The organism is Yersinia alsatica (assembly GCF_025133195.1).
GTDB classification, from domain to species: domain Bacteria; phylum Pseudomonadota; class Gammaproteobacteria; order Enterobacterales; family Enterobacteriaceae; genus Yersinia; species Yersinia alsatica.
This window is the reverse complement of sequence record NZ_CP104006.1, coordinates 653,291-667,072: the sequence shown is the minus strand read 5'-3', so window position 1 is coordinate 667,072 and position 13,782 is coordinate 653,291. Positions and strand designations below refer to the sequence as shown.

Here is a 13,782-nt window from a genome sequence, read left to right as displayed (position 1 = left end):
GATATAGAATGAATATCAGATATTCTTGTATACAAAAAACAGCACCCGATATCCCCGCCAAAATTAATGTTCTTATATTAGGGGGCGGAATGTCAGGTTTGGAGTTAGCTAAGCATTTAAATAATAGAGACGTTGAAGATATTGTTGTTATTGAAGCCGGTCCTGCTAACGATTTCAATCATATTAATGCAGGAGAAGATTACCTGCACGCCGATGAATTTTGGAAAAATGAAAGTACCGATCAATATGCCTATCGCTCATGGCGTTCACTAAGTGAGCCTCATTTTTCGAAAGGAACCTGCCTACGCCGCAGGGTGGGTGGCCGCTCACTTTATTGGCATGGAGTGATCCTGCCAATAGAAACAAGCATTCTTAAATACTGGCCCACCAACGTTGTCCGTGATCTCACCGAAAGTTGGTTGGGAGGCCCGGCACTTTATACTCGAGTGCAGGCTGAAATGTTGGCATGGGCAGGAAAGAGCCATGAAACTGACTATTCTTTTAAATTTGCTAATTTCGAATTTAAGCTTACACCTCAAGTCACCAGAATGATTGGTTCATCGGGCCGCTGGGAAGCCTACTCCCCTTTATCTTACTGGAAACAGAATAATCAAATGAGGATGCCCCCTCTCATCATTTCTGGATATGAAGCTATCGCGCTTATTATCAGGAATGGCAAATGCGTTGGTGCCAAACTTAAAAATATGGGCACTAATGAGATATATCATGTGTGGGCTGATAAATGCGTTCTTGCCCTAGGTACTATTGAAAACTCACGTTTAGCCACTCAAGTACTCCACGATACTGGGCATTTGATAGCAAAAAAATTAACCGGCCTGGTTGACCATATTGTGCAGGGATTTAATGTAACTTTTGAGCGAGATAAAATCCCCAGTAAGTTTAGAGAGCTCATTGAAGCGAAACCCGATGCTATCTTCTTTAGCCCCAGCCTTTGTGGTGAGCGATTTAATTTATTTTTTACTATTAGCACATCAGATTTTGGTATTGAATTAGAAGTATGGACCATGGGGGAACAAATCCCTTCGGCTCATGGCTGTATCAGCACAGAAGTCGACAATAAAACCATGCCATTATCTATCTCTTGCGATTTAGGTAATGCCGAAGACACATTAATACAAAAAGAAAAAGATGAGTTAAATATATTTTGGTGCGAAATTTGTAATGATACCAACATTCTTTTTGAACCTTTGCCCTTTGAAACTAAATTTACTGCACATGCCCGCACCATGGGAGATGTACATAATCAGTTTCGATCTTCATCAAGGATAGTCAATTATAATGTACCGATCACATGGATAAGTCCTCTTGGTACTGAAAACCACGAAAGCAGTACTCTGCCGCTGGGTGAGATATTAGACGAAAACCAAGAGTTTACTCATATAAGTAATCTATTTGCTGTTGGTCCGAGTACCTTCCCACGGCCAGGCGCGGCTAATCCATCACTAACAACACTCGCGCTGTCACGCCGACTCGCATACCTACTCAATTGAGTTTAGTCTAAATTAATAAGGATATTAATTATGCAAAAACCTATTTATATTCTTGGCACAGCACTCTCTCATGATGGTTCAACGTGTTTAATGAAAGATGGAGAGATTATATTCGCTGTAGAAAAAGAAAGAATATCAAGAATAAAGCATGATGGATTTAATGATCATACGACTATTCAGTATTGTTTAGATGCGGCAGGTATTAAGTACAATGATCTCACTCTGGTCGTCGAGCAAAACTCGCATAGCCCATTATTTAGTGAGCAATTAGAGTATCGAAAGAATAGAACATTGCCACCCATGATTCCTGTGGTAACACTCTCCCATCATTTAGCACATGCCTATAGTGCAATAGGAACATCACCCTTTGATGATATGGGGGTGGTAGTTATTGATGGGCATGGCGGCAGCTTGGATAACTGCAATGACCTGAGTGAGAACATCCATGGCTCCAACAATATCCACATCAATAATCGCTATCGCTACTGGGAGACATGCAGTTATTACGTTTATCAAAATGGCCGGATGACACCGATATTTAAAGATTTTTCCCGCTGGGTTAACCGTAAAAATAGGAAAGAATACCCCGCAGCAACATGGGAAATAGAAAACTCTATTGGCGAATTTTATGAAGGAATTGCGCTGTATATTTTTGGTGAGCTTGATTGCGCCGGTAAATTAATGGGGCTAGCGCCCTATGGCAGGCCTAATATTATTGACTGGCAACCATTCTATTTCAATTCAGGTAAAGTGATATTGCGTAATGACTGGTGGATAAATATCGATCCACTACTGAATAGCCGTCCGACACATTTTCGCGATAACTTCCAATACTATGCAGATCTGGCTTGCTGGGCACAAACCAAGCTTGAGGAAGCCCTATTCTATCTATTTAACTATTACTACCAACTTCATCCTATGAAGAATTTTGCTTACGCGGGCGGTGTAGCCTTAAATGCAACAGCTAACGAGAAACTCATTAATAGTTGCGAGTTTGAGCACCTCTATATTCAGCCTGCGGCAGGCGACAATGGGCTTTCTATCGGCTGTTGTTATTATGGCTGGCTGGAAGTTCTTAAAAAAGAACGGGTTCGACATTGTGGCTCCACATTCTTTGGTAAAAATTATAATGATATCAGCGTACTAACAGAACTTGAAAAGCATGAGGATAAGATTGAGTACAGCCATCATGATGATATTGAAACCATGGCAGCAGAATCCATTGCGGCAGGTCACGTTATTGCCTGGTTTCAGGGAGAATCTGAATTTGGGCCACGAGCTTTAGGCAATAGAAGCATTCTTGCTGACCCTCGTAACCCCCAGATGAAAGATCACATTAATACTAATGTTAAGTTCCGGGAAGATTTTCGCCCATTTGCACCCGCGGTTTTACATGAAGAAGCACATGACTATTTCAATCTAACTCATGACAGTGATTACATGCTCTTTATTGCTTATGTAAAAGAACAATACCGGGCTGACCTTCCTTCAATTGTTCATGTCGATGGCAGTGCTCGGGTTCAAACCGTTAAACAACACCTCAATAAGAGATTCCATACATTAATTACTGCTTTCTTTGAGAAAACCAGCATACCGATATTACTGAATACGTCGTTGAATACGAAAGGAATGCCAATAGTGGAAACACCCGCTGATGCAATTCATTTATTTTTGAATTGTGGTTTAGACTACTTATTCATCAATAACTATAAGATCTCTAAGAAATGACAGGTAATAATCTGAGTCAATAATCATTTTACTTTCTGGTTAATACCGAGGTTTTTATGCCAAGACGTAAAGTTAAGTACCACCGTAGGAACAGCCTAAAAATTGGTATTATTCATTTAGCCACCGAAGGCATTCAAATTTTTGTCGGTGGCGTGGGCTCTTATATAAGAGGCCAAATTCAGGTTTTACCCGAAGTGATTAAATTTTTATCTAATAACAACATTCAATTAGAACCCCACTTTATTGAAATTGCATGCAGTAAATACAGTGAATTCTTCGATAAGATCAGCCGTGCTCGTTATATAGATAAAATTCATCATATGCGGGGAACCTTTTCCACTGTGCCAAACATGACTCTGGGTAAAGGAGCGGGATATTTATGGCCATATGGTGATACTTTTCTTGGCGACTTACAAAATTGGAAAATATCCTCTGCTGCAGCGGCCGCAAAGGTCATTGATATCAGTGATAACTATGATATTACCTTAGTATTCTGTCATGAACCGTCATTCGCGTTCACCCCTTTAATTGCTAGCTTACACGCCGCTCTTGAAGGGGTTAATTTAAAGATTGTCTATATTTCTCATGGCACTGCATTTAATCATGAAATGCCATTACCTAATCCAGAACGTCTTATGGCGGAATCATTACCCATCCACTGGGCTAAGATTGATTCGACTATTAAAATTGGTCATATCAGCCACTTTCTCGCCAACCATTTAGTGGCACAATACGGAGCGGCCCCACAAACATTGATACCGGTTCCTGCGGGAATCGATATCAATGATCCTTGGTTCCGAATACGCAGTGATCACGAGATCAGTCGCACATTGTCATCTCATGGAATACCACTGGAATATCCTCTGGCCGTCACGCTCGGAAGAGGAGTGCGCTATAAACGCCATGACTTATTACTTAAGGCTAGCAGTTATCTGAATGGCGAAATCCATCCCGTCATTATGAGTGAACCTATTTTACCGGAATTATCGGCATTAGCTGACCTGCTCGACATACCATCCTCAATCGTACATTCGTTTGATAGCGAACTGATGGCATGCCTGATTCAATGGCGTAATACGCGGGTATGTGTTCTTTCAGCTGAGAATGAGCCGAATGGATTGATTCCTATGGAGTCACGCTGGTTGGCTAGAAAGCAGGGAGCACTATTAGTTGTTGCCGACTCAGGTGGTTTCAGTGAGCAAGTTGAGCATGGTATTAATGGATTCCGGCATAATCCGGGGGATGCCGCTAATTTAGCGCAGGTCATACATCAAGTGTGCCAGTTAACCCCATTTGAAATAGATAAGATCAGGCAAGCCAGCGCCACATTAATCAAAGAACAATATAACTGGAAAAACCAAATTTTGACGCCACTGGGTTATTTAGTTCCGCAAATAGCAGCCCTGCGTTAGGCTGCTATTTCCATGAGTTTCACTGAAGTTTAAGAATACCGATTGCGGTATCTAATAGCGCTTTTTGCCCATTACGGCTGGCCTCAAGACAACCAACAGCCCCCACTAGCATCGGAATATCCAACTCTTTCGCCAAAATGGCACTGTGAGACATAATATGCCCTTTGCTTAAACAGATGCCTTTTACTTGCTGAGGATTCAGTCCAACCATCTGTGAAGGGAATAATTCCTCAGCTAATAATAAAATCTCACTGCTGACTGACAGCGGGACAGGAGGCAACCCCGTCAAATGGCCTAATGTGCGATTAAGAATATCGCGAATATCCAGCTCCCGGACACGCAAGTAATCATCATCCAGTGCCTGATAATCCGCCACCATAGCCATCAGCTCATCTTGTAATGCGGATTCGGCTCCAACCAGCTGCTGCTCTATCCGTTTATCCATCGCCAGATGTAGCTCTTCATCATCGATCAGCATTGCATGTGCATTGAAAATAGCCGCCGCCTCAGCGCTAATTTGCTGTTCTGCCTGCTGTGCCAATTGCTGTAAATCAGCCATAGTTTGCGCCAGAGCCTGATGTAGCCGCTGTTGCTGACTTGCAATTTGCTCGGCGTGAATGGTTTGCGGTAAAAAAACCGGGACCGCAGGCAACCACTGTAATACCGGAGCACTAATAGCTCCGCGTGGCACCATTACGCCAGTAAATCCACTGTCACTGGTGGTTGTGACTGATTCGCCAAAATGCTGATGAGCCAGTTGCATAAAGGCATCCAACGCCTCACCAGCTTGCGCGCCACTGGCTAGCAGGCGAATAGTATCGCCCTTACGTACTTGTAGAATCGCTAACTGATTCAAGCTGCGTGGATTGACGCACTGACCATTTTTTTCCAGCATTAAATCGGCCGCAAAAGGTGCCAAAACTTCAACCAATTTGGCCGCTGGCCGGACATGCAGCCCGTTAGGGTTGCGCACCACCCAACTGACACTCTGTGCATCTGGCGCAACTTTAGCGGCCTCAGCATCATGGGGTGCTGGGGTTGCAGTGCTAACCCCTAGCTGAGCTGCTTTAGCCGCCATGGCCCCCATCGCCTCAGCACTGACCTCAGCCAGTGACGCCCCCGAGGATGCCGCCACCACCGCCGCCAGAGTCCCTTCGACCAGCGGCGCGGCACTGAGTTGTACGTTTTGCGCCATTTCTGGATCCAGCAACTCCAGCGCAGTTTCGGCGCTAAGCAAAGCGCTGCCTAAATCCATCAACACCAGTACGCCTGATGGGGAATAAACCGACTCAATGGCTTCCATCACTTTAATAGCATCCGTGCCGATAGGATGATCCAGGTCGTCTACACCGGCGGCTACCGCCAACTGGCAGCCCCCTTGTGCCATCTGCTGAGCCAGTTCGGCCACACCCTGAGCCAGCAGCGCGCTATGAGAAACTACCACCAGATTGACCATCTTTCCTCCTGATAATCTTGTCGGTTCAGCCGTATTAGCGGCTGGCAACCTGCCATAGAGCTTGCATCATCAACATCGCGGATGTCGCTCCTGGGTCTTGATGGCCAATGCTGCGCTCGCCAAGATAACTGGCGCGGCCTTTGCGGGCTTGCATAGTGATAGTCGCAGCCAGTGCCTGTTGGGCGCGTTCGACGGTTTGCTGTAAAGCATCCACCAGCGCAACGCCCTGTTGATTAGCTTGTTCAAGCTGCGCGACAACCGCCCACCACACATCACACATGGTTTTATCGCCCGGTTCCGCTTTGCCGCGCATCACCACGCCCTCAACACCATCTTTAAACATCTGACAAACTGCGGGTAAATCCAGGCTCTGCTTAGCATTGGTGCTCTGCGCCGCACGAATAAAGAATGTGCCGAATAAAGGACCGCTGGCCCCCCCAACACTTGAAAGCAGGGTCATGCCGGTATTTTTCAGGATGAAGCCGATGTCTTTATCCGCAAATGAAGGTAATTTCTCGACCACTTTATTAAAACCGCGATTCATATTCAGGCCGTGGTCGCCATCGCCGATTTCGGTATCCAACTGCGTTAGAAAATCGCGTTGTTCGCTGAAAACCTCAGCGCAGAGTTGTAACCAACTGACAATTTGTTGTTTGGTAAGTCCCATGGTTTTCTCCAGGCACATTATTTTTTATAAGTAATCTATTGTGTTACAGCCAATTCATTCATACCCAATAGATTTCAAACGACAGGAAGACGGTAAATCAGCCTACCGCAATAAACTGACAAAAATCAGTGAGTCGGGTCAGCAACAGCCGCCAATACACCTGTAATTTGAAAAATTCAGCGTATTAGCAACCCCAGCGTAATGCCGGAGTATTGACTGGCGCATCCCACAGCGACAACAGCTCATCATCCACTTTTAGCATCGTAATAGACATGCCTTGCATATCCAGCGAGGTGCAATAGGAGCCAATTAATTTGCGTTCAATGGTTAAACCAAACTCGGCGCAGCAGACTGCCAGGCGGTGCCAAACACCATAAAGCTCCGACAGAGGCGTCGCCCCCAAATTATTGACCAGCACAATCACTCGATCACCTTTTGCCAGTGGTTGCTTAGCTTGGCGCGTTTCGCGCCAATCTCCTGCTTGTCGGTCCCAATGGCGTAAAGTGCGCTGATAGCTACCGTGCTCAATCAGAGTCTGGAACATCGCATCGACAGTGTCATTCAACGAGGTAAATGGACGGCGTTCGATGCCCGGTTCACCATGAATCCCCACGCCAAACTCCATCTCATTTTCCGCCAGCACAAATGACGGTTTGCCCGCCGCAGGCACAGTACAAGCGCCCAACGCGATGCCGATAGAATGCCCCTGATTATTAATTTTTTGGCCCAATGCGACGCATTCATCCAGTGAATCACCCCGAGCCGCAGCGGCACCCAGCAATTTTTCGATAATGACGGTATTCGCCACCCCACGCCGCCCGGCGGTATATAGGCTATCTTTGACGGCAACATCATCGTCAATGACTAAGGTTGCAACAGCCGTGCCATCGGCATGCAGCAATTCTGCGGCCGTTTCAAAATTAAGAATGTCACCGGTGTAATTCTTAATTAGCATCAGCACCCCTTGCCCGCCATCAATGGCTTGGCCGCATTCATACATTTGATCTGGGGTTGGTGACGTAAAAATCTCGCCGGGACAAGCACCGTCCAGCATACCTGCTCCGATAAAGCCGCAATGCATTGGCTCGTGACCACTGCCGCCACCAGACATTAATGCCACTTTGCCTTGCACTGGAGCATCTATCCGAGTGATAAAAAGCGGTTCCTGATGCAATACCAGCTCAGGATGGGCCTCAACTAGCCCCTGAATTTGTTCCTGTAATACACTCTCAACGCTGTTAATTAATTTTTTCATTTTATGCTCCGCGAACGGGAATGCCGGAAAAATAGAGCTGCCGATGATGAGGGGCACCGGCAAGCTCAGTCAGTTAGTTTATCTATCACTCAGCTTGTCTGTTATCGAGATTAGTTAAGGAAAGCCCGCCCTAAACTGTCAGCCACAATAATTGCAGCATAAACACTGTCTGGTGTGACGGTGAATGGCATGTTGTGGATGGTTTCACCTTCCGCGCAACTGGCCTCGGCTACCGCGCGAATTTTACGTTCGATATCCTGCGAGACACCCATTTCTGCCAATGTAATTGGTAAACCTAATTGCTGGCAGAATGAGAGCACCGTTTCAATCTCTTCCATGCTGCTGTTTTGTAGAACTAATTGTGTCAAGGTGCCGAAGGCCACCTTCTCACCGTGGTACAAGTGATGGCACTCTTCCAAAACTGTAAAGCCGTTGTGGATGGCATGAGCCGCCGCCAAACCACTACTTTCAAAACCAATACCACTTAGATAAGTATTGGCTTCAATGATGCGTTCAACTGCTTCGGTGACCACACCGGCTTCTACTGCCAGCTTGGCTTTATAACCCTCTGCCAGCAAGGTTTCGTAGCATAAACGCGCCAAAGTGACCGCCGCCAAAGTTGATGCGCCACCCGCCATGCTGATGGCTTTAGCATCAAAACAGGCCTGTGCTTCAAAATAAGTCGAGAGCGCATCACCCATACCGGCAATCAGTAAACGCACCGGTGCTTTAGCAATAATGGCAGTATCCATCAGCACGATATCTGGGTTTTTCGGGTAAATCAGATATTCGGCAAATTCGCCCTGTTCGGTATAAATCACTGACAGTGCGCTGGTTGGCGCATCAGTCGAGGCAATCGTCGGAACCACCACCACGGGGATGTGCTGATAGTGAGCAATTGCTTTGGCTGTATCGAGGGTTTTGCCGCCACCAATACCCACCACCCCATTACAATGGTGTTTTTTCAGCTCCACGGTCAGGCGCTCGATCTCCTGACGAGAACATTCACCGTTGAAGCGGCTGAAATGACTTTCCAGCCCACTGGCTTGCAGACTTGAGCCTACGGTATCAGCCGTTAACTTCATCACAAAATCATCAGCGATGATAAAATAGTTATTAGCCAGTAACTTAGAAAATTCGCCAATGGACTGTAGTGCATTGGCACCTTGAATATATTTAGACGGAGATTGAATGACTTTCAGCATACCTTGCTCCTGTAGCGTAAGAGATAACGTGCTAATGAATAATTTTTAGGGTCAATTTGATGAAACTGGAACCACTATAAGCGCAAAAAACAAGCTGAAAATGGGTAGCGAAAACGTTCCATAATGAAACATAAATGACGGAATGAAGTTTCATATTGGAACGATAAGACTGACTCTCAGGGGCAGGAAGAGAAGTGACGCACAGAATGGTTTTACTGTTTTAAGTTTTCGCAAAGTGCTTTATTTCATACGGCGTTGTCGGCAGCACAAATAAAAAAGCAGCCCCGAGAATTGGGGCTGCTGAGATCACGGCAAACTGAGTGATACGATGAGCGAGTTATTCACTCACCGGCTCATCATGTACTTTTTCTTTAGGTTCTGGGTTCATACTGCTGTAAATCACTGGCAACACCAGCAATGTCAGCACGGTTGCAAAGCCCAGGCCGAACATAATAACCACCGCCATACTCTGGAAGAAGGCATCACTCAGCAGCGGTGCCAGCCCCAGTACAGTGGTAAATGCTGTCAGCATGATTGGCCGCAGACGTGCGGTAGATGCATCAATAATCGCCTCGCGCAGCGGTTTTTCCTGCCGCTGCAAGCCGATCTCTTCTACCAATACAATACCGTTACGAATCAACATCCCACTCAAACTTAATAGCCCCAACAAGGCCATAAAACCGAATGGAATACCGGTAAGCAAGAAGCCCACGGTCACACCAATCAATGCCAAGGGGACTGTCAGCCAGATCGCCAGCGCATTACGCACGGAGCTGAACATCAATACCGTCACCACAAACATAATCAAGAATGCGATAGGTAAACTGATGAAGATCCCACGTTGAGCTTCCTTGGTACTTTCGTAGTCGCCGCCCCATTCAAGTTCATAGCCACGCGGCAACTTAACCGCCTCGACCCCCGGTCTGATGCGCTGCAATAGCTCCGCCGACGTCTCTCCGCCCTGTTGGGTCGGATCAGTTTGTACTGTCAATGTGCGCTTGCGATCCAGGCGCATAATCAACGGATCTTCCCACTCGGTTTCAAAGCTGGTGACGACGTTATCAATTGGGATAAATGCCTGACGAGCCTGGCTCCACACCATCACATCATTGAGTCGTTCAGCATTGAGTCGCTCGGAATCAGGCGTTCGCAGCACAATCGGTATCAAGCGGGTACCATCACGGTATAGCCCCACCGGCAAGCCACCAAAGCTCATGCGCAACGTGCCATCAACCTCGCGTTTATCTACCCCCAGCTCGCGGCCCAGATAGTCGGAGAATTGTGGCCGGATCATTTTGCTACGATCCTGCCAGTCATGCCTTGCACCATCAGCCATGGGATCTGCAATGATCGCTTTCTCCGCTTGCGCAGCCAGTGAGCGCAGAACCTCTGGGTCTGGGCCAACAAAGCGGGCCTCAATGGAACTGTTGTTTGACGGCCCAAACATGATGCGTTTTATCTGCGCATCAACTTGTGGGTATTCGTCATGCATATAGGATTCAATTTCATCAATCAAACCCGGTATTTGGTCGAGTTGATCGGTACGAACCATAACCTGCGCATAGTTAGGATAGTGACGCTGGGCATTGTAGGTCAGCATAAAGCGCATCGCGCCCTGACCAATCGTCGCCATGGTGTCAGCCACCCCTTTTTGCTGCTTGATATACTGCTCAACTTTGTTCGCCACCTCTTCGGTATAGCCAATGTCCGTACCATAGGGCAGCCAGATATCAACAAAGAAGATTGGCGTGTTGGATGGCGGGAAGAAGCTTTGGCGCACATTGCCAAACCCAACTACCGATGCCGCCAACAACGCCGCCAACAGCACCAAAGTAACAGTGCGGTGTTGCAGTAACTTATTCAGAATCACACGATAATAGCGGAACAGCCAACCATCATAAGGTTGTTTGACGGGCTTATCAGCCTCTTCCTGCGCGGGTTTCTGGCTCTGGAATGCCCACTTGGCAAAGACGGGCGTTAGCGTCAATGCTGTAAACCAACTCAGCATCAGCGAGATCAATAACACCTGGAATAATGATTTACAGTATTCGCCAGTAGCATCATTGGACAGACCGATAGGTGCAAAGGCCAGAATGGCAATAACAGTGGCACCCAATAGTGGCATCATTGAGCGCTTCACCACATTGCTGATAGCAGTAAAGATGCTTTCGCCGCGCTGGCGGCCCACAACTATCCCTTCCACCACCACAATGGCGTTATCCACCAACATACTGAGCGCAATAATTAATGCCCCTAATGACACTCGCTGTAGCTCGATATTAAATAGCCACATAATCAGCAAGGTGCCGAGGACGTTAAGTGCCAGCGAGATGGCAATCACCACACCGCTGCGTACCCCCATAAAAATCAGCAGGGTGACAACAACAATGAGCAATGCCAGCAGGAAGTTAAGAATAAAGCCATTTACCGCCCCTTCAACTTCATGGGACTGGTCATAGAACACATTGATATGCATGCCTGACGGGCGCTCACCGTCCAGCTGTGCCAGCCGGGCTTTTATGGCATTACCCACATTAACAACGTTGACGTTCGGGGCGAAGGAGATGCCCAGAGCCAGTGCAGGCTTACCATTAGCGCGATAAATATTGGTGGGAGAATGACCAAAACCTTGTGTCACCGTCGCGATATCACGAAGATAGACACTTTTTGGGCTACCGGGCTGGCTAACCAGTAAGTTCCCCAGCTCTTGTACGCTTTGGAATTCGCCGGTGGGATGCAAACGAATCGACTCACTGCCCACCTGTAGCTGACCGGCATCGGACACGACATTCTGGCGGCTAAGCAAATCAGATAGCTGTTGCGGCGTAATACCCGCTGCCGTCATCTGAGCGCGGGAAATTTCTACCTGAACTTCTTCTGGCAGAATACCGACAATCCCCACTTTACCGACCCCAGGCACCAGAACCAATTCACGCCGCAGTTGCTCGGCGAAATTACGTAAATCCTGATTACTGTAGCCATCACCGGTCAGTGAGAAGAAGAAGCCGTACACATCACCAAAGTCGTCATTGACCATCGGAGCACTGGCTCCAGGTGGCAGACGCACACTGTTGTCATTTATCTTGCGCCGCAATTCATCCCAAATTTGCGGTAACTCATTCGCGCCATACTGCGCGCGGATATTAATGGTTATTTGCGATAAACCGGCGCTGGAAATTGAAGTGACATCATCAACAGAAGAGAGCTCCTGAATGGCATTTTCCAGGGGTAACGTCACTTCCTCCTCAACTTGCTGCGCCGAAGCACCATCATAGCGGGTAACAACCACCGCCGTTTTGATGGTAAAGGCCGGGTCTTCCAGCCTGCCTATATTGAGATAGGCAATAATGCCACCAATACCCAGCAACAGAATCGTTAGCCAGATACGGGTATTATTATTGATGAAATTATCAGTCAGCTTCATTAGAGACCCCGCTCACGTACCCAAGCCCGAACGACTTGATTTGGGCGAAGCTCGCCGGTACCTGCGGAGACGATTTGTTCGCCATCAGCCAACCCGGAAGTGATTTGAATGCCGTTTGCGGTGAGCTGACCAACCTGAACGCTGCGTTCTTCTACATGCATCTGGCCATCATCATTTTTAATGACCCAAACCCGTGCATCATTCAACTGGGTACTGTCAGGATTGAATACCGCTTCCACAGGCACCACGATGGTCGGGTGGTCAGTGCCAGACAGATTGCCGGAATTGATTCTTACCCGCCCACTGATACCTGAAAGTAATGGCATATCCGGTGGGCGTTTCATGGTCAACGTCACCTGGAAGGTCTGGGAAGCAGAGGTTGTTGACGTGGTATGTTCTTTATATTCCGCAATAAATTCACGCCCCGGCAGATGGTTAAGTAATACCGTTGGCTTGTAATTACGATTGCTGATGTCCAAAGTTGTAAACAGACGCTCTGGCACACTGAATACCACATCCAGCGTATCCAATGCGCTCAAGGTTGCCACCGGCTGACCTGGGGCCATAACCTGATGGTTACGCACATTAACATTGGCAATAATGCCGTCAAAAGGCGCGGTAATGGTGGCATCACTGAGTTCTTTTTGGGCAATTTCTAACGCTGCACGGGCAGACTCCATCTCAGCGCGGCGCACGTCTAGCTCGGCACGAGAAACGGCTCTTTGCCCTTGCAATGTATTGAAGCGGTTAAACTGATCCCGCGCCAGATTAAAGCTCGACTGGCGATCCCTGACCCGCAAATTCAGATCAGTATCATTGAGCATGGCAATTCTCTGGCCTTTTTTGACCTGCTCACCTTCGCGAACCAGCAACTGTTGTAGTTGCCCGCTGCGTTTAAAGGAGAGCTGGGTTTCATCGCCAGCTTGCAGCCGGGCCGGGAAATAACGAGTTCCATTTTGCCCACCGTCTTCGACGGTAAATATTTTTACCGGACGCACACTTTCCACGACTTCTGGGGGAGTTCTGTCGCAAGCAGCGAGAAGAAACGTTAATAGCAGAGTGATTACTGTTTTTATCTTCACTATAAGATCTCGTTGAGTCAGATTTTCAAAAATTATTGCAGA

Annotated in this window: 9 protein-coding genes; 3 read left to right on the top strand and 6 right to left on the bottom strand. The window is 47.3% G+C overall.

The window, feature by feature from the left end; all coding sequences use genetic code 11:
• The first annotated feature begins 8 nt into the window (after window positions 1-8).
• The 3 genes from N0H69_RS02960 to N0H69_RS02950 are packed head-to-tail and all read left to right on the top strand — an operon-like array spanning window position 9 to window position 4,651.
• A complete protein-coding gene (locus N0H69_RS02960) occupies window positions 9-1,511 on the top strand; it encodes a GMC oxidoreductase (RefSeq protein WP_050150394.1) in 1,503 nt (500 codons plus the stop codon).
• A 30-nt stretch (window positions 1,512-1,541) separates the two neighbouring features.
• Window positions 1,542-3,239 (top strand): carbamoyltransferase family protein, encoded by a 1,698-nt coding sequence (locus tag N0H69_RS02955; RefSeq protein WP_050150396.1) that lies wholly within the window; start codon window positions 1,542-1,544, stop codon window positions 3,237-3,239.
• A 56-nt stretch (window positions 3,240-3,295) separates the two neighbouring features.
• Entirely contained in the window at window positions 3,296-4,651 is a 1,356-nt protein-coding gene (locus N0H69_RS02950; RefSeq protein ID WP_050150398.1) for a glycosyltransferase family 4 protein, read from the top strand.
• A gap of 19 nt (window positions 4,652-4,670) precedes the next feature.
• Here the strand turns inward: N0H69_RS02950 and dhaM are convergent, their stop codons facing one another.
• The 6 genes from dhaM to N0H69_RS02920 all read right to left on the bottom strand — a co-directional run bounded on the left by dhaM (window position 4,671) and on the right by N0H69_RS02920 (window position 13,740).
• Entirely contained in the window at window positions 4,671-6,107 is a 1,437-nt protein-coding gene (gene dhaM, locus N0H69_RS02945) for a dihydroxyacetone kinase phosphoryl donor subunit DhaM (RefSeq protein ID WP_050150400.1), read from the bottom strand.
• Window positions 6,108-6,141: 34 nt separating this feature from the next.
• Window positions 6,142-6,774, bottom strand: coding sequence for a dihydroxyacetone kinase subunit DhaL (gene dhaL / locus N0H69_RS02940; protein WP_050109549.1), 633 nt, complete (start codon window positions 6,772-6,774; stop codon window positions 6,142-6,144).
• A 184-nt stretch (window positions 6,775-6,958) separates the two neighbouring features.
• Window positions 6,959-8,029, bottom strand: coding sequence for a dihydroxyacetone kinase subunit DhaK (dhaK, locus tag N0H69_RS02935; RefSeq protein WP_050150402.1), 1,071 nt, complete (start codon window positions 8,027-8,029; stop codon window positions 6,959-6,961).
• Between the two features lie 110 nt (window positions 8,030-8,139).
• On the bottom strand, window positions 8,140-9,234 hold the full coding sequence (locus N0H69_RS02930) for a glycerol dehydrogenase (protein WP_050145537.1): 1,095 nt from the start codon (window positions 9,232-9,234) through the stop codon (window positions 8,140-8,142).
• Between the two features lie 337 nt (window positions 9,235-9,571).
• On the bottom strand, window positions 9,572-12,658 hold the full coding sequence (locus N0H69_RS02925) for an efflux RND transporter permease subunit (RefSeq protein ID WP_050150404.1): 3,087 nt from the start codon (window positions 12,656-12,658) through the stop codon (window positions 9,572-9,574).
• On the bottom strand, window positions 12,658-13,740 hold the full coding sequence (locus N0H69_RS02920; protein ID WP_050109553.1) for an efflux RND transporter periplasmic adaptor subunit: 1,083 nt from the start codon (window positions 13,738-13,740) through the stop codon (window positions 12,658-12,660). The genes N0H69_RS02925 and N0H69_RS02920 overlap by 1 nt, the downstream gene beginning before the upstream one ends.
• Window positions 13,741-13,782 lie beyond the last annotated feature (42 nt).

Coding starts and splice junctions, on each gene's coding strand:
- N0H69_RS02960 (WP_050150394.1), top strand. CDS start 9: ATGAATATCAGATATTCTTGTATACAAAAAACAGCACCCGATATCCCC.
- N0H69_RS02955 (WP_050150396.1), top strand. CDS start 1,542: ATGCAAAAACCTATTTATATTCTTGGCACAGCACTCTCTCATGATGGT.
- N0H69_RS02950 (WP_050150398.1), top strand. CDS start 3,296: ATGCCAAGACGTAAAGTTAAGTACCACCGTAGGAACAGCCTAAAAATT.
- dhaM (WP_050150400.1), bottom strand. CDS start 6,107: ATGGTCAATCTGGTGGTAGTTTCTCATAGCGCGCTGCTGGCTCAGGGT.
- dhaL (WP_050109549.1), bottom strand. CDS start 6,774: ATGGGACTTACCAAACAACAAATTGTCAGTTGGTTACAACTCTGCGCT.
- dhaK (WP_050150402.1), bottom strand. CDS start 8,029: ATGAAAAAATTAATTAACAGCGTTGAGAGTGTATTACAGGAACAAATT.
- N0H69_RS02930 (WP_050145537.1), bottom strand. CDS start 9,234: ATGCTGAAAGTCATTCAATCTCCGTCTAAATATATTCAAGGTGCCAAT.
- N0H69_RS02925 (WP_050150404.1), bottom strand. CDS start 12,658: ATGAAGCTGACTGATAATTTCATCAATAATAATACCCGTATCTGGCTA.